Genomic DNA, 20,229 nt, shown 5'->3' with positions numbered 1-20,229 from the left:
CCGACCCCGCCGCTCTCCACAGGTGACGCCCTCCCCCAAGGACAACCATGACGACCGCCTCACCCACGGGTGACCTCACCACCGGCGCGGAGCGCGATGTGCCGGGCCCGCGCAACGGCGCGGGCCCGGCCCGGCGCAACCGGTACCGCCTGCTGATCCTGCTCACCGCCGTCGGGCTGCTGCTCGTCGTGGCCGTCCTCAGCGTCATGGTCGGCGCGCGTTCCATCGCGCCGGGCACGGTGTGGGACGCGCTGTTCCACTTCGACGACTCCGACGAGCACGTCATGGTCCGCGAACTACGGGTCCCGCGCACCACGATCGGACTGGTCGTCGGCGCGGCACTCGGCCTCAGCGGCGCCCTGATCCAGGCGTTCACCCGTAACCCCCTGGCCGATCCCGGCATCCTCGGCGTCAACGCGGGCGCGAGCCTCGCGGTGACCTTCGCGGTCGCCGTGCTCGGATACACCGGCGCCGGCCAGTTCATCTGGTTCGCGCTGGCGGGGGCGTTCGGGCTCACCGTGCTGGTGTACACGCTCGGCTCGGTCGGCGCCGGTCGCGGCAGCCCGGTGAAACTCACGCTCGCCGGCGTCGCGTTCACCGCCGTGTGCGGCGGCTTCACCTCCGCCATGGCGCTGAAGAGCACGACCACCTTCGATGTCATGCGGTTCTGGTCGGTCGGCTCCATCGGCGGCCGGTCGCTCGACATCCTCCCGGTCGCCCTGCCACTGATCGGCGCCGGACTCGTACTCGGGCTGCTGAGCGCGGGATCGCTCAACGCCCTCGCGCTCGGGGACGACATCGCCCGGTCCCTGGGCACCCGCCTCGCGGTGACCCGGGTGGTGCTGGTCCTCGCCGTCACCCTGCTGGCCGGAACCGCCGTCGCCGTCGCCGGACCCATCTCGTTCGTCGGCCTCATGGTGCCCCACGTCGTGCGCTGGTTCGTGGGGCCCGACCAGCGCTGGATCCTGCCCGTCACCGTCATCGTCGCCCCGGCCTTCCTGCTGAGCGCCGACATCATCGGACGCCTGGTGCTCCCCTCCGGGGAACTGCGGGTCGGACTCGTCACCGCGCTCGTCGGCGCCCCCGTACTCGTCGCCCTCGTCCGGCGCCGGAAGGTGAGCACCCTGTGACCGCCGAAGCCGTACCCGCCACGACCCGAGCCGCACCGGAACGGGTCGACTTCGGCCGGACCACCTGGACCCTGCGGCGTACCGGGCTGGCACTGCGCATCGAGCGCCGGTCCGTCCTCGTCTGCGCCGCGCTGGCCGTCACCGTGGTGGCCCTGGGCATCGCCACCCTGGGCTCCGGGTCCATCTCGTTCACCCCCGGTCAGGTCCTGTCCGCCCTGTTCGACCCGGACGCCGACTCCCGGGCCCGGCTCGTCGTGGTGACCTGGCGGCTGCCCAGGCTGCTGTTCGCGATCATCTGCGGCGCGGCGCTGGCGATCAGCGGCGCGATCTTCCAGTCGCTCACCAAGAACCCGCTGGGCTCCCCCGACGTGATCGGTTTCGCCTCCGGTTCGTACGCGGGCGCGAGCGTCGTGATGCTTCTGCTCGGCACCGCCAACTACCTCGCGGTCGCCACGGGTTCACTCATCGGCGGGGCCGCGACCGCGCTGCTGGTGTACGTGCTGGCCTACCGTCACGGGCTGCACCCGTTCCGGCTGATCATCGTCGGTATCGCCGTGGGCGCGTTCCTCAGCTCGCTCACCTCGATGCTGCTCCTCTCCGTCAACCCGCAGCAGGCGATGCTCGCGGCCACCTGGGGGGCCGGCTCGCTCAGCGGACTCGGTTTCGGCCAGCTGTGGGTGACCATGGCCGTCTTCGTGGTCCTGCTGGCCGGTTCCGCCGCCGTGGTCCGGCCCCTGATCCATCTCGAAATGGGGGACGACACCGCGGTCGCGCTCGGGGTGAACGCGCAGCGCGCCCGGCTCACGGCCACCGTCGTCGGGGTCGCGCTGACCGCGCTGGTGACCGCGGCGGTCGGCCCGATCGCGTTCATCGCACTCGCCGCACCCCAGATCGCCCAGCGTCTGACCCGGAGCTCGACCACCCTGCGGATCCTTCCCGCGTCACTCACCGGTGCCGCGGTCCTGGTCGGCGCCGACTTCGTCGCGCAGCGCATCGACCTGCCCGTCGGTGTCGTCACCGTGTCCGTCGGCGGCGCCTATCTGGCCTGGCTGCTCGCCCGCCAGTACGCGGGCAGCCGCCGATGACCGCGCCCGCGGCGCCCCGCCTCCCCACCCCGTCCCCCAGCCGCCAGGAGTACCCCGTGACCACCACGAAGCAGAGCACCCGGACCCCGGTACCGGCCCGGCTGGAGGTGCGGGACGCGTCCCTCGGCTACAGCCGGCGGCCGGTCTCGGAGCACCTGGACGTACGTATTCCGGATCAGTCCTTCACCGTCGTCATCGGCCCCAACGCCTGTGGCAAGTCGACCCTGTTGCGGGCCGTGGCCCGGCTGCTGAAACCGACCGCCGGACAGGTGGTGCTCGATGGCCGGTCCATCGCGAGCTACCGCTCCAAGGAGGTCGCGCGGCTTCTGGGACTGCTGCCGCAGACCTCGCAGGCACCGGACGGGATCACCGTCGCCGAACTGATCGCCCGGGGCCGCCACCCGCACCAGGGGCTGCTGCGCCAGTGGACCGAACAGGACGAGCGGGCCGCGCTGGACGCCATGGCGGCCACCTCCGTCACCGAACTGTCCGGCCGGCTCGTCGACGAACTCTCCGGCGGCCAGCGCCAGCGGGTCTGGGTGGCGATGGTGCTCGCCCAGCAGACCCCCGTCCTGCTGCTGGACGAACCGACCACCTTCCTCGACATCGCCCACCAGATCGACCTGCTGGAACTGTTCACCGATCTGCACCGCGCCGGTCACACCCTCGTCGCCGTGCTGCACGACCTGAACCACGCGGCCCGCTACGCGACCCATCTGATCGCCATGCGCGACGGCCGGGTGGTCGCCGAGGGCGCCCCCGAAGAGGTGGTGACGGCCGCACTCGTACGAGAGGTGTTCGACCTCCCCTGCAAGGTCGTGCCCGACCCGGTCACCGGCACCCCGATGGTCGTCCCGCTCGCCCGTCAGCGGGACGCGCGGTGAACGAACCCACCGCCGTCCGCGAGCCCGGCACCGGCATCGGCCCGGCCCTCCCGGACCGCGAACCCAGCACCGTACAGGCACTGTTCCGCACCGCGCTCCTGCGACAGGGGCGCGGCGGCCGGCTCGTGCTCACCACGCTCTCGTTCATGGTCCACGAACTGTGCGAGGCCCTGGTGCCGATCCTCATCGGGATCGTCATCGACCGGGCGCTGGCCCCTTCGGACAGCTCGGCGCTGATCGGATGGCTCGCGGTGCTCGCGGGGGTGTTCGTCGCCCTGTCCCTGTCCTACCAGCGGGCGTCGTCGGCCATGGTGAGCGTGTACGGCTACGGCGAGCACGCCCTGCGGCAGCGCGCCATGGCCCGGCTGCTGGATCCGCACTCCCTCCTGCGGCGCCCCGGAGCGGGAGAGTCCCTCTCCCTGGTCTCGTCCGACACCTACCGTGTCGCCGGGGTCTCCTGGAGCGTCGTGCAGCAGGCGTCCACCATCACCGCGATCCTGACCGCCTCCACCGCCCTGCTGCTGATCTCCGTCCCCCTCGGCCTGGGCGTCATCACCAGCACCGTCCTGGTGCTGCTCGTCATGCGCAGGATCTCGATGCCGCTGGAGGCACGGGGGCTGGCCGAGCAGAGCTCGGCGGCGCGGGCCGGTGAGGTGGCCACCGACATGATCACCGGACTGCGGGTGGTCATCGGCATGAACGCCCAGGCCGAGGCGGCCCGCCGCTACCGTGCCGCGAGCGACGAGTCACGGCGCGGCGCCGTCGCCGCCGCACGTGCCGTCCTGGCGTACTCCAACCTCAGCGTCCTGATGTCCGGTGTGTTCCTCGCCGGGCTCGCCACGGCGTCCGGATACCTCGCTCTCGACGGGCGCATCACCATCGGTCAGCTCGTCACCGTCCTCGGGCTGGCCCAGTACCTCCAGGGCTCCCTCGCCCATGTCGGCACCTTCGCGTCCAACTGGATCCACAAGCGCGCCTCCGCCCGGCGGCTCAGCGACCTGATCAACGAACCGCCGCTGATCGACCCCGCGTCGGCCGCGGCCCGCACCGTACCGGCACCCTCCACCCCGGTCTCCGGCACCACCGACCCGGTTCTGCGCTGGCACCCGCCCGGCCGCAAGGAGCCGCTCCAGCTGCGAACCGGCGATCTCGTGGGCGTCGTGCCCCGTCACCCCGCGCACGCCCGGGACCTCAGCGACCGGCTCGGCTACCGCGTCCCGCTCGACCGCGGTGAACTCCTCATCGACGGGATCGACGCCGTCGACCTCGGCCCCGACCGGGTCCGCGCGCGGATCGCCGCACCGCCCCACCACGGCGCCCTGTTCTCGGGCACCCTGCGGTCGAACCTCGCCCCGCACGGCCGCGACGCCGACCCCGCCGTACTCCGGGCGACGATGCTCGACGACGTACTCGAACACCTCGGCGGGGACGGGAGCGACATCGGCGAGCGCGGCCGCAAGCTCTCCGGCGGCCAGCGCCAGCGCCTGCTGCTCGCCCGCGCGCTGCACGCCGGGGCCGACTTCGTCGTCCTGGACGAACCCACCACCGCGGTCGACCCCGCGACCGAACAGCGCATCGCCGAAGGACTGCGCGCGCTGCACGCCACCACCCTGCTGATCACCACCAGCCCCATCCTGCTGTCCGCCTGCGACCGGGTCGTCGACCTCGGCGCCGCCCACCACGAACCGAACGGAACCCCCCGGTGACTCCGGCGCACCCCACCCTGCCCATCGCCGGCCCCCGCCGCACCCGGCGGGAACTGCGGCGCCGCCTCGGCGCCCACCGTGTCCGGCTCGCCGCCGCGCTGCTCACCCTCCTCAGCGGTACGGCGGTCACGCTGGCCACCCCGGCGATCCTGGGGGGCATCGTGGACGCGGTCACGGAGCAGGCCGGACGCGGCCGGCTGACCGCTCTCGGCGTCGCCCTGCTGCTCGTCGCCGCCACCGGCGCCGCCCTCGCCCACGCCGGAGGCCGGATGCTGGTCACGGTGGTCCAGGACGTCCTGGCCGCGCTGCGCGAGGACGTGTTCGAGACCGCGATCCACCTGCCCGTCGCCACCCTGGAATCCTCCGACAGCTCCGATGTGGTCTCGCGGGTCACCCGCGATGTCGAGGCGATCTCGGAGGCGGCCTCCGATGTGCTGCCCGACATCACCAACGCGGGCTTCACCATCGGCCTCAGCCTGGTCGGGCTGGCCGTCCTCGACCCCCGGCTGGCCCTCGCCGGTCTGGTCTGCCTGCCCGTCCACATCCTCGCCACCCGTCAGTTCCTCGCCCGTTCCCACGTGGTGTACGGGGACATCCGCCGACTGGAGTCCGCACGCGGGCAGTCCGTCATCGAAGCGGTGCACGGGGCGGAGACCATCCGCACCTACCGGACCCAGGACCTGCACCTGGGAGAGCTGTCCGGGCGCGGTGAACTCGCCATCGAGCGGCAGCGCGACGGGGTGAGGCTGCGCAACCGCTTCACGGGCCTGCTCAACGCGGCGGAGTTCATCGGGCTGGCCGCCGTTCTCCTGTGCGGTTACGCGCTGCTCGGCTCGGGGGCCATCACGCTGGGTGCCGCCACCGCCGCCGCCCTCTACTTCCACCGGCTCTTCGGTCCGGTCGGCGCGCTTCTGGGCAGCCTGGACGACGTGCAGCGGGCCACGGTCGGGCTGGCCCGCCTCATCGGGATCACCGACCTGGGCCGTGACCGGGAAGAGGCGGACGGGCGGGGCGGTGCAGACGGACGTCACAAGACCGACGGGCCTCGCGAGACCGACGGCCGGGACGAGACCGACGGGCCTCGCGAGACCGACGGCCGGGACGAGACCGACGGGCCTCGCGAGACCGACGGCCGGGACGAGACCGACGGGCCTCGCGAGACCGACGGCCGGGACGAGACCGACGGCCCGGCCCGTGCTCCGTACCGCCCGGAGATCGAGGTGAAGGGCGTCTCGTTCTCGTACGACGGCTCCCGCCCCGCCCTCAGCGATGTCTCCCTGCGCGTGCCCGCCGGCGGCAGCCTCGCGCTCGTCGGCGCCAGCGGCTCCGGCAAAACCACTCTGGCCCGCCTGATCGCGGGTCTGGGCGAACCCTCACAGGGCCGGATCACCATCGGGGACGGCATCGCTCCCACCGGCCGGTACCTGGTCACCCAGGAGGTCCACCTCTTCGGCGGCACCCTCGCCGACAACCTGAGGCTCGCCCGCCCCACCGCCACCGACGACGAACTCCGCGACGCCCTGCGCGAGGTCGGCGCCGACTGGGCACTCGGCCCGGAATCCGGGCTGGACACCGTCCTCGGCCCCGGCGGCACCCTCCTCGACGACGGATCGGTCCAGCACCTCGCCCTGGCCCGGGTGCTGCTCGCCGATCCGCCCGTGGCCGTTCTCGACGAGGCCACCGCCGAGTCCGGACCGCAGGCCAGGAACCTCCTGCGGGCGGCTCTCGAACGCGTCACCCGGGACCGCACCAGCGTGATCGTGGCCCACCGCCTGGAACAGGCACGCGCCGCGGACCGCGTCGTCGTCCTCGCCCGCGGCCGGGTCGCCGAACAGGGCACCCACAGTGAACTGCTCGCCCGCCACGGCGCATACGCCGCCCTCTGGCACGCCTACACCGCGACCGCTCCCCCTTCCTGACTTCGCCCCGACGCACCGCACCACCACACGCCAGCACGAAGGAGCACACCCATGACCATCCACCGAGCCGTCGTCGCCCGGGTCCTGCCGCTCACCGGAACCATGGTCCGGATCACGTTCCACGGCGGGGACCTCGCCACGTTCACCTCGACGGGCATCGGCGACGAGTACGTACGCCTCTTCTTCCCGCACGGGACCGACCGCGCCGACCTGTCACTGCCCGAGACGACGGAGAACGGCGACTGGCAGACCCCGGAGGGCAGGCCCACCGCCCCCATGCGCACCTACACCATCCGCGCGGTGCGCCCGGAGGCCGGGGAGATCGACATCGACTTCGTGCTGCACTCCCACGGTGTGGCGTCGAGCTGGGCCGCCGCCGCACGCCCCGGCGACATGATCGGACTCAACTCCCCCACCGGTCTCTACAGTCCCCCCGCCGACCTCACCTGGCAGGTCCTGATCTCCGACCTCACCGGGCTGCCCGCCGTCGCGCGGATCCTGGAGGACACCCCGGACGGGGTCACGACCCGGGCGGTCATCGAGGTGCCCGGCCCGGCCGCCGTCCAGCCGCTCCCGGACCGGCCGCACATCCGGTCGACCTGGAGCTACGGCGGCAACGGCGCGGGCCCGAGCCGCCTGGCCGAGCTGGTGGCCGCCGCGATCCCGCCCGGCGCGGACCTGACCGGCGGTTACCTCTGGGTCGCGGGCCAGACCAACGCCCTGCGCACCGTGCGCCGCCACCTCCGCAAGGAGCTGAAGCTCCCCATGGAACGCTTCAAGGTGGTCGGCTACTGGGTGCCGGACTCCGACACCTGGACCGAGCGCTACGAGGCCCTGCCCGCGGACGTACGGGCGGAACTGGACGCCCTCTGGGACAACCCGGCCGACGAGCCGGAGGACCTCACCATCCGGTACGAGGCCCGGCTCAGCTCCCTCGGACTGTGAGGCGGCGCGGGCCGGGGCCCGCCGGGCCCGGGCTGTGAGGCCCGCCCGGGTTCAGGCCGCCCGCTCGGCGCTCTCCCCCGTCAGCGCCGCGAGCAGCCAGTCGTGCGCGGTGCCGGGGGTCGGCTCGGCACGCCCGTCCCGCAGGCCGACCACCTCGGCCACCAGCTCCCAGTACCGGTCGATCCGCGGGTCCGCCGCGAGCCGGCCGGTCAGCAGGCGGCGGAAGTCCACGCTGTCACCCGCGCCGTACGAAGCGGCGTACGCGGCGACGAAACAGTCCAACGCCTCGCCCGGACGCGGTGCCCGCCCCCACCGCAGCTGCGCCGCCGCCAGGCCGTACGCCTCACCCAGACCGTCGTACAGCACCGCCGGACGGAAGTCCGGGGAGGACCGGTGGACCACGGGCTGCCCCCGCTCGGTCCCCTCGCACGGGCGCGTCACGAAGGCGTTCAGCCGCGCGAAGGCCAGCACCTGCGCGGGCGTCGGGTCCTCGGGCGGCGCCGGCACGGCCTGATCCAGGAACGCCGCGAGCGCCCGGCCCCGCATCCGTCGCGGCAGCCAGGCCCGCCAGAACCGTACGAGCGGGTCCGTACTGGGCGGGGCCGCCACCGTACCGATCAGCCGCAACCGCTCGGCGCGTTCCTCCGGCGCGCACTCCTGGACCAGCCGCAGTCCCGCCTCGCGCCACCGCAGCGCCCCCAGCCGGCTGCCGACCTCGCGCAGCTGTCCGGCGACGGCGTCCTCCAGCACACCGCCCGACCCGTCGTCCTCGTCGAGGATGCGCCGCACCTGCGGGACCGGCAGGTCCAGGGCGCGCAGGGAACGGATCAGCAGCAGCCGGTCCAGGGCGTCCGGGCCGTAGCGGCGGTGGCCCCCGGAACTGCGCGCGGTCTCCGGCAGCAGGCCGCGGTCGGAGTAGAAGCGGACGGTCTTGACGGTGACGCCGGCGCGCTCGGCGAGCTCGCCGATGCCGCACAGACCGTCGTGCGACGGGAACACTTGAACCTCCCTCAGGGGGAGTTCCTACCGTACCGGGGAGGGCGGACAGCCGATCGAGGAAGGCTCGGCCGCCGCCCGGACCGCGGTGTACGGGCTCCGCGGCATGACGTACGAGGAGAGCGCGATGACCACATTCATCCTGGTGCCGGGTACCTTCACCGGCGGTCATGTGTGGGACGGGACGGCGGCGGGACTGGCCGCGGAGGGCGCCGAGGCGCGCGCGGTGACGCTCACCAGGCTCGGCGGGCGCGGCGGGTCCGCGGCCCCGGGGGTGGACCTGGAGACGCACATCGCCGATGTGGTGCGGCTGATCGACTCCGTCGGCACGGCGGGCGGCCGGGACATCGTGCTGGTGGGTCACGACTACGGGATGCACCCGGTGCTGGGCGCCGCCGACCGGCGTGCCGGGCGCGTCGCGCGGATCGTCTGCCTGGACACGGGCCTGCCGCAGAACGGCGTCCCGGCGCTGGCCACCGTGCCCGACCAGGGCGTGCGCGAGGAGTTGCGGACGCGGGCGGGAAAGGACGCTCCGGCGGGTGAGGAGGTGCTCCCGGCCCCGGACTCCGGGGAGGCCTGGCAGCGCTGGGGCAGCACCGCCGGTGTTCCCGAGGAGGCACTGGACCGGCTGACCCGGCTCGCGGCCCCGCAGCCGCTCGGCACCCTGCTCCAGCCGCTGCGGCTGACGGGCGCGGCCTCGGCGGTGGCGACCACCGGCGTGCTGTGCACCGCCAACGGCGCGAGCATCGAGATGGTCCAGATGCAGGTGGGCCTCGGCAACCCCGCCCTCCGGGCCCTCGCGGAGCGGCGGGTGAGCTTCTTCGAACTCCCCACCGGGCACTGGCCGATGCTCTCCTGCCCCGGCGAACTGGTCACGGTGCTGCTGCGGGCGGCCGCGGGCGAGGGGCATCGGCTGACCCCGGCGACGGACGAACGTCCGGCGCATCTGAGGCCGTTCCTTCTGGACCTGCCGGACGTCCCGCGCGAGCGGTCCGGGAACGTGGACCTGTATCTGCCGCCCGAGGGCGAAGGACCGTACCCGGCGGTGGTGCTCGTGCACGGCGGCCCGGTGCCCGCCGATGCCCGGCCGACCCCGCGGGACTGGCCGACCCTGACCGGGTACGGCCGGCTCGCCGCCCTGCGCGGGGTGGTGGGCGTGACCCTGGATCACCGGCTGCACGAGATCACCGACCACGCGCGCGCCGCCGAGGACGTCGCGGTGGCGGTGGATCTGGTCCGGGCCGACCCACGGGTCGACCCGGACCGGGTCGCGCTCTGGTTCTTCTCGGGCGGCGGCCTGCTCACGGCGGACTGGCTGGCCGCGCCGCCCGTGTGGCTGCGCTGTGTCGCCGCGAACTACCCGATCCTCGCGCCGCTGCCGAACTGGGGGCTCGGCGGCAGCCGGTTCCGGCCGGTGAGCGCGGTGCGCGGAGCCGGTGAGCTGCCGGTCGTCCTGGTCCGGGCCGGGCTGGAGATGCCGGAGATCTCCGTGACGGTCGCGGAGTTCCTGGCCGCGGCCGAGGGGTGCGGAGCCGCTGTCGAGGTGATCGACGTGCCCGAGGGCCATCATGGGTTCGAGACCGTCGACCCGACCGACGCGTCACGCGACGCCGTCCGCAGGGCGATGAGCTCCGTCCTGTCGCACCTGACGGCCTGAGGCCCTGACCGCCAGGCCGCCCGACGTCCTGACCGTCCGACCCGGCTCCGGCGGTGCGACGGTCATCGGCGCCGGCCGCTCGACCGCACCGGCGGCGCTACGGTCCTGACCCGGCGGTGCGACGTTCCTGGGGCACGGGCGCCCTGCCTACGCCCTGCGGAGCCGGGCGACGATGCCGTCGAGGTCCCGCTGGAACAGGTCGGGGCGGACGAAGTGCCCGCCGGGCACCTCGTGCCACTCGTGCGGGATACCGGCCGCGCCGAGGCCGGCCCGGAACTCCCGCTGCCCGGCGAGCACCTGCGTCTCATTGAGCGTGTCGAACCAGTTGATCGGGTCGGGGCTGGTGCCGGCGACCAGGAAGACCCGCTTGTCGCGGTAGCTCCCGATGCGCTGCACCGGGTTGTCGGCGCTGACCCTGGCCTCGTCCCAGAGCGGCGCACCGTAGACCGTGCCGCCTCCCAGCTCCACGGCCGCGGAGGAGACGTTGGCCCAGTGCGTGACCAGGCCGGCGTCACGGCGCAGGCTGGCCGGCCCGGAGTGGGCGCTCACCGAGGCGAAGTGACCGTAGTACTTGGCCGCGTACTTCAGCGCGCCGAAGCCTCCCATCGAGAATCCGGAGACAGCCCGGCCGTCGTACTCGGCGTAGGTACGGAAGTTGGCGTCGATCCACGGGAGGAGCTGGGCGATATGGAACGTCTCCCAGTTCCGGGGGCCGGTGTGGGAGCTGACCGGGTTGGAGTACCAGCCCGCGTGGCCGCCGTCGGGCATCACGACGATGACCGGCTTGCCCGCGGTCCAGGCGCGGATGCCCATGCGGTCGAAGGTGATGAAGTCCTGGTCGGTTCCGCCGCCGTGGAACAGGTACAGGACCGGATAGCGGCGTCCACTGGTGTGGTAACCGTCGGGGAGCAGGACGTTGACGCCCGGATTCCAGCCGATCGCGTCGGTCGCGAAGCGGTAGTACCACATGCGCGGATCGCCCTCGTTGTGGTCGACGACGCGCAGCCCGAAGCCGTCGCCGGCCGCGGCGGCGGACGACGCCGAGGCCAGCACGCCCCCGGCGCCGAGGGCCGTCGCCGCGGTGATTCCGCCGATGGCCCTGATGACGTTCCTGCGGGTGGGGTGGGTGCTCAACGTGATCTCCTGGTGTGGGGAAGTGGCGCGGACGCGGCTGCGGGACACCGTGCGGGGCCGGCGGCCGGACGCGGGTCGGCCGCCGACCGGGCGGACGTCAGGCGGAGTACCCCTTCGGGGGGATCAGCGTGGCGAGCTGGTCGAAGGAGATCCAGTAGATCTGGTTGCCGCCGAAGGAGGCGGGGTCGGCGATGAGAACCGTGCGGTCCACCTCGTCGTAGCCGAAGACGGTGAAGTAGTGGTAGATCGTCTGGTCCGACGGGTATCCGGGCGGCTGGTTGCCCGGCGGGGCGACGATGTTGGCCACCAGCGGGTAGTTCCGGTCGATGTCGAAGACGATGTCCGACCACAGCAGGTCCCGCTGGGCCTGGGTGGGCGGGTCGTTCGGCATCTCCTTGGTCTCGTACCAGCCGCCGCCCAGGTTCGCGTTGAGTACGCCGGTGACCTGGCCGATGTGGTCGGTGCCCGCCTCGGTGGTGCCGAGCTGCCGGGCGAGCTCGCCCTGACCGGGCGGGGCGGTGCGGGCGGAGAGCGCGATGCGGGCGGCGGCCGGACCGCACCAGTAGCCGGTCTCCTGGACCTGGTAGTCGATCTGTAGCCAGTGGGCGCTCCGGGTACGGCCGGAGTCGACGCTCAGCCGGTCGCCCGGCCGGTTGTACCCGCTGACGACGGCCGTACCAGCCTCGGAGCCGTGGGTGCGTACGGATACGGCCGTGATGTGCGGTGCGGAGGACGCCCGGGCCGTGACGGGAAGGAGAAGGGTTCCGACGGCGGCGGCGGCGATCGTGGTGGCCACAAGTCTCTTGCGCATGCAGGCTCCTGGTGGGGGGACGGGCCTTGCGGGAAGAAGCTGCTTCGGGGGGCGCCCGGCCGTGCGGGGCGGCGGGGACCAGCGTGGTTCCCCACCCGCCACGGGCACAAGCGGTGTAAGTCCAGGCTTACGACCGGAGGCTGGGGCCCGGTGCTCGTGGCCTACCGGCCGGCCGTCCGCTCCTCGGCGGCCAGCAGCGCACGGCCCTCCGCCGTGGCGACGTGAAAGGCCCGTCCGGCCCTGCGGACGGTGGTGATGAGACCCGCCGCGCGCAGCACGTTCAGATGCTGGCTGACGGCCGGGTGGGTCACTTCCAGCAGGCGGGCGGCTTCCACGGTGGAGCAGCCGTTGCGGGTCGCGCGCAGAACGCCCGCGCGGGTGTGCCCGAGCAGCGGTCCCAGGGAACCGGCGCCTTCCGCCGGGCGGGCGTCAGGGGCGGGCAGGGCCCAGTCGGCGTTGTGGTGGATGGGATGGACCAGGACGGGTGGCAGTTCCCCGTCCGCCAGCGTGATCGGTGTGGGCCAGCAGAAGAACGACGGTTGCAGCACGAGGCCCCGTCCCTCCAGACGGAGCTGCTGGTCGACGGGGTAGGCGACTTCCAGTACCGGCGGCCGCCAGCGGAACTGCGGGCCGAGTCCGGCGAGCAGCCCCTCGGTGCCGCCGTCCAGGAGACTGTGCAGCCGGAGTGCACGGTCGGCGTCGACATGTGCCCGGACGCGTTGCCAGTAGGGCGCCAGCGCCTCCAGCTGGTAGGCGGTCAGGGCATCGCCCAGCTGACGCAGGGCATGCGGGTCGCCGTCTGCCAAGGCCCCTGCCCAGCGCGGCAGTTGCCAGGAGGAGGCCAGGCGCGACAGCTCGGTGCGCAGTCGCGGGCGGGGTGTGCTCATCAGGGTGTCGACGGCCGCTTGCAGGGTGGCGCGGTCGCCGGAGGTGGGGGTGAGGAAGTCCGGCGAGTAGCCGTGGGGCGGCAGCAGGCAGGAGAGCAGTCGGCGGCTGTCCGGGAGCCGGGGCCGTGCCCAGCGGCGCCACGCGCCGAACACCCTCTCGCCGTCGCGGCGTTGCAGTGTCTGCACGCTGTTGCTGATCTCCCAGAGGAAGTCCGGTCCCGGGGCCACTCGGACCCGCGCCAGGTCCTCGGACGTGAAGTGCACCCGCAGCATGGTGGCTCCATCGATGAGTGAAGGCGCGCCGACGCCGACCGCGGCCATGTCCGTCCGGTCAATGAGCTTACGGAGGAGAGGAGTTGCCCCGACCCGCCGCCTCTCCCCGCAGCGTACCGCCGTACCGCGGCCGTACGGGCGTCGCTCGCGCGAGGCCGTTTCTCCGGCCCGTGGGCGGACCCCGGAAGCGGTCGCCCCTCGCCCCCGGGTTCGCGGTCCGCACCCCGCGTACGGCGCCGTCCGCCCGACGCGCGTTCCCCCGCGCGTTCCCCCGCGCGTTGCCCAAGAGTCGCCGCAGAGGCTCCCCTTGTTGTGAATCAAGGCCATACGATGCGCTTGCGAAGCGCGCGCCGCGCACAAGTACACAGGGGGAGGCGCGATGTCAGGGAATCCGGGTGACGGCATATCCGACGCGATGCCGGGCGGGGCGTGGGAGACGCTCCCCGAAGGGGTGGAGCTGTACCACCTGAGGCCGGACGGAGGCATCGAGCTGGCCGACCGCGACGGCGCCCGCCTGCTGGGGCCCGAACGGGAGTTCCTCCGTTTCATCGATGACGGGAAGTTCGCCCACTATCTGGTGGGCGACGCGACGACCTCCCCCGAGCGTCCCTCGAACGCCACGGTCAAGCTCGGTGTCGTGGGGCCGCGCAGCGCCTTCACCCCGCATGCCCACGGTGGTGAACACTTCGTCCTCAGCCTGGGCCACGCGGCGTGCGGCCTCTACGACGCGGACCGCGACCGGGTCACCGACATACCCCTGACACCCGGAACGCTCATACGGATTCCGGAGATGATGCCCCACTCCTTCGCGAACAGGGGCACCGATCCACTGACCATCCTCGCGGCCAACACCGGTTACGGGATCGACCACGAGGACTACGCGATCACCGCTGGTGAGGCCGAGCGCCGCGCCGCGGGCGGCATCCCGGCGGCCGGGCAGGTGGCCGTGGCCGCCGCCACCGACTACCGGGCACTCGCCGCCGCCCTGCGCGACATCGAGGACCTCCAGCGGGACCGCGGCATCGCCACCACCACCGTCCGCGAGCGTCTGGCCGCACGACTGCGCCGTGTGGCGACCGCACTGGAGGTCCGCCGGTGATCTGTCCGCACTGCGAGAAGAACCTGCTCCGCAAGGAGCGCCCCGACCACACCTGCTCCCACTGCCGGCGCCGGTACGCGCTGGACCCCAAGACCAACTCCCTCGGCCTCAGCGATCTGCGGGTGCGCAGGATCCTCGCCAAGGTGACGGAGGCCGGCAGCATCGCGGTGACGCCGGACCAGTTGTGGTACGCGCTCTCCCGCAACCGGCTCCAGCAGCGCACGTTCGCACCGGGGTGCGCGGGTTCCTTCCTCTTCGCCGGGCTGGTCGTCGGTGCCTTCGGCGTCTTCATCGAGGAAGTGCGCCTCCTCCTCGTCTCGGGCGCCCTGCTGCTCGTCTCCGCCGGGTTCACCTTCGCGCGGGCCGCCGGTGCGGGCCGGGGCTTCCCGGCCATGAGCCGTGCGGCGTTCCGCACGGAGGCGCTGGCGCCCTGGCAGCGTGTCTACGGCGGGCTGCCGCCCGGGGTGCTCGACGACGGGCCCGGTGTTCCCCCGCAGGCCGGAGCCCGCGTGCTCCCGGGCACGGAGCCCAGGGCCGTACTGCTGTGCCCCGACCGTGCCATCACGGCGTTCCTGATCGCCGTCGGCCTGCCCGCCCGGTACGGGATCGCGCCGGCCGGTGACCTCGACGCGGTCCGTGCCCTGCCCACGCGGAGCCCGGTGATCGTGCTCCACGACGCCGACGCGCACGGGGAACTCCTCGTCCGGCGCGTCCGCGAGAACCTGGGGCAGCGCGCGGTGATCGACGCCGGGCTGCCGCTGCGCACCGTCCGCTCCCTCGCACGGGCCGTGCCCTACCGCGACCGCGACGGCCGGCCCGACCGGGAGACCATGGCGCGGCTCACCGCGTCCGGCGAGTTCACCGGCGAGGAGCTGAAGTGGCTGGGCAAGGGCTGGCGGTACCCGCTGGCCGGCATGCCTCCGGCCCGGCTGCTCGCCGTCGTCTCCCGGGTCGCCGAACAGGTCACCCGGAACGCCGATCCGGAACAACGCCGCGCCGCGTCCGTGGGATTCATGACCTGGCCCGGTCCGACGGCCCCGGACCCGGCGGGTGAGCGATGATCTGTCCCCGGTGCGCCGCCCCGCTCAAGGGCAAGGAGCGCGCCGGCCGTGTGTGCGTGCGCTGCCACAAGCGCTTCGCGCTGGACCCCGCGGTCCACGGCAAGGGCATGCACGACCTCCGCGTGCGGGGCATCGCGCAGCGGGCCACCGACCACGGCCGGCTGAAGATCGCACTCACCCAGCTCTGGTACCTGTCCCGCAGCAACAACTACGCGTGGGCCGGGCGGGAGCGGGAGGGTGTGCCGGCCAGGATCCGCTGGCTCGTGGCCCTGCCGGTGGCCGTCGCCCTCCTTCTGAGCACCGTCCTGGTCGACGGCGACCTCGCCTTCTTCGCCGGAGCCGCCGCCTTCCTGATCCTCGTCGCCGCGTCGGCCATGCGTCATCGCCCCGGAGTGCTGCCCGGGTCGCGGATCATTCCCTCCGAGGAGAGGTTCCGCGGGCTGATGACGGGCGCCTGGCCGGCGGCGTACGGCGATCTGCCCGCGGGCGTCTTCGACGACGCCCGCCCGCTGCCCCGCCCGCGCGGTGCGGGCCCTTCCCGTGCGTCCGCTCCGGTGTCGCGGCCCAGGGCCGTGATCCTGTGCACCGACCGGGTGGTGTCACTCTTCCTCACGGCCAATGACGTTCCGGGCCGACTGGGCGCCGTCCTGCTGGAAACCTGCGGCCAGGAGGGACCGGCGGGGCATTCCGCCCTCGTGGCCGAGGCCCTCGACCGCCTCGCGGAGTACCGCAGCGCGCTGCCGGTGGTCGTCCTGCACGACGCCGACCCGCCGGGCGTCCTGCTGGCGCCGCTCATTCGTGCCGCGCAGCCCGACCGGGTCGTCGTGGACGCGGGTCTGCCCGTCTCCGCGGCCCGGGGCAGGAAGGGCGTCGTACGGCTCGCCCGGCCCAACCGGATCGCCGACGCGGAACAGCTCCGCACGGTCGCGGGCCTGTCCGAGGCCGACGCCAAGTGGCTCGCCGACGGCTACTGGAGCCCCATCGCCGCCGTACCGCCGCCTCTTCTCCCCTCGATCGTCGAACGAGCGGTGGAGCGGGCCCTGACCGTCCCGCCGCCCGGCCCCCGACAGGCCCACACCCACGGCTTCCTCACCTGGCCGCAGGCACCGCAGCCCCCGCAGACCCCTCGGGCGCGGGGTACGGGCCGTCCCGGCACCGGCCCGTCCACGAAGGAAGGCACCAGCTCCGCATGACTCCGCGACGCCCCCAGGCTCCCGGAAGCGGCACCTCCACCGCCCCGGCTCCCCGAACCGGACGCGGGCCCGGCGCCCGCCTCCTCGATCTGGCGATCACCGGGGCCGCCGCCCGCGCGGCGGGTCCCGGCGGCATCAGGTTCACGGAACGGCAGCTCTACTACGAGACCTGCCGCGTCCTGAGCCCGGCCGCGACCCTGCTCACCCGCGTCCCCCGGACCCCCGCCCCTCCCCTGCGTCTGCCGGCGTTCACGCGCGCTCTGGAGGCGCGGGGCAGGGAGAGCGTCGAGGGCCTGCTCCCGCCGGTCCCGGCTCCGCCGCCCGCACTGCCACGGCCCCCGGCCACGCCGGAACCGGGCGAACCCGACCTCTACGCCTACGGGCTGCCCCGCCTTCTCGTCTGCCAGGACCGCTCGATCGCCCGCATGCTGCTCGCCAACCATGTGCATCTGGAGGCGGCCTGCCCCGTCCTCGCGGCGGACGACGCCCTGCCGCTCGCCCCGCGCCTCGTCGCGGCGCTGGAGCGGGCGCGGGGCGCGACGGTCCATGTGCTGCACGACGCGAGCCCCGAAGGCATCGAGCTCCCGGCCCTGATCAGGGACGCCCTCGGCCGCGTCCCCGGCGTACGGATCTCGTCGATCGGGCTCGTACCCCGTCACGCGGCGGCCCTGCGCCTCCCCACCGGCCGCGGGCCGGCACCCGCTCCGCCGCTGCGGCCCTGGCCTCCGGCGCTGCGGCCCCAGGAAGTCCAGTGGCTGGCGGGGGGACGGTTCGCGCAGGTCGCGGCCGTGCCACCGCCCCGCCTGGTGCGTACGGTGCTGCGCCTCACCCGGGGACCCCGACCGCCGCGGAACTCCCTGTGGAGCGAGCTGCGCGGATTGCGTACCACGGGCTTCCTGAGCTGGCCCGCCTCATGACCCACCACGCCACCCCGCCCATGAACCGCGGGGCGGCCTGTCCGAGCGAGCCCTGGCACCTGCGGCCACGACCGCCCCACAGACCCGAGGAACGCACACGATGATCCGACCTCAAGAGATCGGCTACTCCGACGAACTGCTCGCCGACGGCAGCGTCCACCGGCGCTACGAGGACGGCCGGGAGGAGTGGCGCCACCGCGAGGGCTCCCACCGCGACCTCGTGCGGTGGCACGACAACCGGAACTCCGCCGGCACCGACGAGCTCCTCGGCAACCGCATCATCAAGCGCACTCTCGCCGACGGCACGGTGACGTACGCCCGCGACATCGGATACGGCCGCACCCTGTGGGGCCGCGGCGAGACCGTGATGGTCAACCGGACGTCGTTCGGCGGCAGGATGGGCGTCATGCTCACGGGCCTGGGCGTGGCGGGCCTCGCCATCACCGCCGCCCACCTGCCGCCGCTGAGCATAAGCCCGGCGGAGGAGGAAGCGCTCCGCCAACAGCAGGCACAGAGCCAGTCGTCGTCCGGCGACTCGGGCGGGGGCGGCGATTCCGGTGACGGCGGGTCGGGGGACTGGGACGCGGGCTGGAACAACGACGACGACGCCTGGAGCGACGACGACTTCGGCTGAGCCCGCCGTTGTCGGCACGACCGGAAGCCCCGGCGACGCGGTCAGGGGCAACGGCAGCGGTACGCAGCACGGAACATCAAGGAGAGGAGCCGTCCATGGCACGCTTCTGCGTCTGCCTGGCCCCGGCCACCCGGCAGGCCCGCACCCATATCGAGGCGATGGGCGCGGCCGGGACCGGCCGCGTGTCCGTGGATGTCGCCGGGGCCGATCTGGGACTGATCGCGGGCGAACCCGGCCGCGCCGAGGGCCCGTTCACGGCGTACGGCCTGACGGCGGTGGGCGAGGTCACCCTCCACAACCGCCCAGACCTCCTGTCCGCGCTGCATGCCGAGGGGTCCCCCGTACCCGCCCGGTGCTCCGACGCCGAGCTGCTGCTGCGCTGCTGGGCGCGGCTCGGCGACGCGGGGGTGGCGCTCGCCGAGGGCATGTTCGTGCTGGCCGTGCTGGACGGCAGGGATCTGATCCTGATCCGCGACCAGGTGGGCGCGCGCACGCTCTTCTACGCCCGTGCCGAAGGGGCGTGGGCGGCCTCGACGTCACTGAGGGCGCTGCGGCGCTGGCCCGCGCTCGGCACGTCGATGAATCTGTCCGCGGTCCGTTCCTTCCTCACCTTCGCCTATCTGCCGGGCGAGGAGACGCTCCTGACCGGCGTGCGGGAGGTCCTGCCCGGACGGGTGCTGCGGCTGGCGGAGGACGGCACGGTCACCGAGACGGTGTACTGGGAGCCCCGCGAACACATCGGACAGCCGGTGCCGCGGGATCCTACGGAGCATGTCCTGGCCCTGCGGGCGCTCCTGGAGCGGGCGACGGCCGACCGGCTCCCGGAGGCGGAACCTGCGGCGGTCCTGCTCTCCGGCGGGATCGACAGCTCCCTGGTCACCGCGCTGGCGGCGAAGCTCCACCACCATCCGGTGCACACGTACTCGATCAGTTTCGGCGACGAACTCCCCAACGAACTGGGCTACTCGGGGCTGGTGGCCGCCCACTGCCATACCCGTCACCGGGTCCTGAACGTGTCGGGGGAGACGGTCGCCTCACGGCTGGCGGAGGCGGCGGGGCTCCTGGACAGCCCGGTGGGCGACCCGTTGACGGTCCCGAATCTGCTGCTCGCGGAGGCCGTTGCCGCGGACGGTGCCTCGGTGGTCCTCAACGGCGAGGGCGGCGACCCCGTGTTCGGCGGCCCGAAGAACCTTCCGATGCTGGTGCAGGAGATGCACCGTGAAGCGGGGGCGCCGTGGGACGAGGACCGGGCGACGGCGTATCTGCGCTCGTACCGCAAGTGCTGGACGGACCTTCCGGCGCTGCTGACCCCGCGGACCCTGGACGCGCTGCGGGACGCCCCGCGCCCCCAGCGGTTCGTGGAGCCGTATCTGACACCGGGCGACGGCAGCCCGCACCGCATGGACCATCTCCTCAACCAGCTCCTGCACTGCAATCTGCGGACCAAGGGCGCGCACCACATCCTGACGAAGGTGGAGCGGCTGACGGCGTCGCAGGGCATCGAGGGCCGCTCACCGCTCTTCGACCGCAGGGTCGTCGACCACGCGTTCGCGACGCCACCGACGTACAAACTCCGTGGTTCGGCGGAGAAGTGGATCCTCAAGGAGGCCGTGCGCGACCTGCTGCCCGGCACGGTCGTCGACCGGCCGAAGAGCGGGATGCGGGTGCCGGTGCAGCAGTGGCTGACCGGTCCGCTGCGCGATCTCGGGAACGATCTGCTGCTCAGCCGGCAGGCGGTCGGCCGGGGTCTGTTCCGCCCGGACACGGTGCGCACCTGGATGAAGGGCGAGGGCACACTGCTGCCCCGTCAGGGCGGCAAGTTGTGGCTGGTGCTGACGCTGGAACTGTGGCTGCGCTCGTACGCGTTGTGAGGTGCGGGCGACGGGACTCGACGGGTG

Annotated in this window: 17 protein-coding genes; 13 read left to right on the top strand and 4 right to left on the bottom strand. The window is 73.4% G+C overall.

Annotated features, from left to right (window positions below):
* The first annotated feature begins 47 nt into the window (after nt 1–47).
* From A6A29_RS18895 to A6A29_RS18870, 6 genes are read left to right on the top strand one after another with little or no spacing between them, the layout of a single operon-like run.
* On the top strand, nt 48–1,130 hold the full coding sequence (locus tag A6A29_RS18895) for a FecCD family ABC transporter permease (RefSeq protein WP_073721269.1): 1,083 nt from the start codon (nt 48–50) through the stop codon (nt 1,128–1,130).
* Nucleotides 1,127–2,215 carry a FecCD family ABC transporter permease gene (locus tag A6A29_RS18890; protein ID WP_073721268.1) on the top strand — a complete coding sequence of 363 codons (1,089 nt, stop codon included), beginning with the start codon at nt 1,127–1,129 and terminating at the stop codon, nt 2,213–2,215. Before A6A29_RS18895 ends, A6A29_RS18890 begins: the two co-directional genes overlap by 4 nt.
* A complete protein-coding gene (locus A6A29_RS18885) occupies nt 2,212–3,099 on the top strand; it encodes an ABC transporter ATP-binding protein (protein WP_073721267.1) in 888 nt (295 codons plus the stop codon). The genes A6A29_RS18890 and A6A29_RS18885 overlap by 4 nt, the downstream gene beginning before the upstream one ends.
* The gene (locus A6A29_RS18880; protein ID WP_241838545.1) at nt 3,096–4,805 is read left to right on the top strand and encodes an ABC transporter transmembrane domain-containing protein; all 1,710 of its coding nucleotides are present in this window, start codon (nt 3,096–3,098) and stop codon (nt 4,803–4,805) included. The genes A6A29_RS18885 and A6A29_RS18880 overlap by 4 nt, the downstream gene beginning before the upstream one ends.
* Nucleotides 4,802–6,724: an ABC transporter ATP-binding protein gene (locus tag A6A29_RS45840; RefSeq protein ID WP_073721266.1), complete on the top strand. Its 1,923-nt coding sequence runs from the start codon at nt 4,802–4,804 to the stop codon at nt 6,722–6,724. Before A6A29_RS18880 ends, A6A29_RS45840 begins: the two co-directional genes overlap by 4 nt.
* Nucleotides 6,725–6,775: 51 nt before the next feature.
* Entirely contained in the window at nt 6,776–7,669 is an 894-nt protein-coding gene (locus A6A29_RS18870; RefSeq protein WP_073721265.1) for a siderophore-interacting protein, read from the top strand.
* A 51-nt stretch (nt 7,670–7,720) separates the two neighbouring features.
* Here A6A29_RS18870 and A6A29_RS18865 read toward each other — a convergent pair whose 3' ends face one another.
* Nucleotides 7,721–8,668: a helix-turn-helix domain-containing protein gene (locus A6A29_RS18865; RefSeq protein ID WP_073721264.1), complete on the bottom strand. Its 948-nt coding sequence runs from the start codon at nt 8,666–8,668 to the stop codon at nt 7,721–7,723.
* A gap of 124 nt (nt 8,669–8,792) precedes the next feature.
* Between A6A29_RS18865 and A6A29_RS18860 the strand changes: the two genes are divergently transcribed.
* A complete protein-coding gene (locus A6A29_RS18860; protein ID WP_073721764.1) occupies nt 8,793–10,322 on the top strand; it encodes an alpha/beta hydrolase in 1,530 nt (509 codons plus the stop codon).
* Nucleotides 10,323–10,469: 147 nt separating this feature from the next.
* Here A6A29_RS18860 and A6A29_RS18855 read toward each other — a convergent pair whose 3' ends face one another.
* The 3 genes from A6A29_RS18855 to A6A29_RS18845 all read right to left on the bottom strand — a co-directional run bounded on the left by A6A29_RS18855 (nt 10,470) and on the right by A6A29_RS18845 (nt 13,427).
* Nucleotides 10,470–11,456 carry an alpha/beta hydrolase gene (locus A6A29_RS18855; protein ID WP_073721263.1) on the bottom strand — a complete coding sequence of 329 codons (987 nt, stop codon included), beginning with the start codon at nt 11,454–11,456 and terminating at the stop codon, nt 10,470–10,472.
* Nucleotides 11,457–11,553: 97 nt separating this feature from the next.
* The gene (locus A6A29_RS18850; RefSeq protein WP_073721262.1) at nt 11,554–12,267 is read right to left on the bottom strand and encodes a C39 family peptidase; all 714 of its coding nucleotides are present in this window, start codon (nt 12,265–12,267) and stop codon (nt 11,554–11,556) included.
* 161 nt (nt 12,268–12,428) lie between these two features.
* Complete coding sequence (locus tag A6A29_RS18845; protein WP_073721762.1) at nt 12,429–13,427, bottom strand: ArsR/SmtB family transcription factor; 999 nt, start codon at nt 13,425–13,427, stop codon at nt 12,429–12,431.
* Between the two features lie 379 nt (nt 13,428–13,806).
* Here A6A29_RS18845 and A6A29_RS18840 point away from each other — a divergent pair, with 379 nt between their 5' ends.
* The 6 genes from A6A29_RS18840 to A6A29_RS18815 all read left to right on the top strand — a co-directional run bounded on the left by A6A29_RS18840 (nt 13,807) and on the right by A6A29_RS18815 (nt 20,202).
* Nucleotides 13,807–14,526 carry a cupin domain-containing protein gene (locus A6A29_RS18840; protein ID WP_073721261.1) on the top strand — a complete coding sequence of 240 codons (720 nt, stop codon included), beginning with the start codon at nt 13,807–13,809 and terminating at the stop codon, nt 14,524–14,526.
* A complete protein-coding gene (locus tag A6A29_RS18835) occupies nt 14,523–15,587 on the top strand; it encodes a hypothetical protein (protein ID WP_073721260.1) in 1,065 nt (354 codons plus the stop codon). Before A6A29_RS18840 ends, A6A29_RS18835 begins: the two co-directional genes overlap by 4 nt.
* On the top strand, nt 15,584–16,780 hold the full coding sequence (locus tag A6A29_RS18830; RefSeq protein ID WP_073721259.1) for a hypothetical protein: 1,197 nt from the start codon (nt 15,584–15,586) through the stop codon (nt 16,778–16,780). Before A6A29_RS18835 ends, A6A29_RS18830 begins: the two co-directional genes overlap by 4 nt.
* Nucleotides 16,777–17,697: a hypothetical protein gene (locus A6A29_RS18825; RefSeq protein WP_241838544.1), complete on the top strand. Its 921-nt coding sequence runs from the start codon at nt 16,777–16,779 to the stop codon at nt 17,695–17,697. Before A6A29_RS18830 ends, A6A29_RS18825 begins: the two co-directional genes overlap by 4 nt.
* Before the next feature lie 100 nt (nt 17,698–17,797).
* Complete coding sequence (locus A6A29_RS18820) at nt 17,798–18,331, top strand: hypothetical protein (RefSeq protein ID WP_073721258.1); 534 nt, start codon at nt 17,798–17,800, stop codon at nt 18,329–18,331.
* 95 nt (nt 18,332–18,426) lie between these two features.
* Nucleotides 18,427–20,202: an asparagine synthetase B family protein gene (locus A6A29_RS18815; protein WP_073721257.1), complete on the top strand. Its 1,776-nt coding sequence runs from the start codon at nt 18,427–18,429 to the stop codon at nt 20,200–20,202.
* The last annotated feature ends 27 nt before the right edge of the window (nt 20,203–20,229 follow it).

Origin of the sequence: Streptomyces sp. TSRI0281, from assembly GCF_001905125.1 — a bacterium.
Taxonomy (GTDB): Bacteria; Actinomycetota; Actinomycetes; order Streptomycetales; family Streptomycetaceae; genus Streptomyces.
This window is presented reverse-complemented; position numbering and strand designations above follow the sequence as displayed.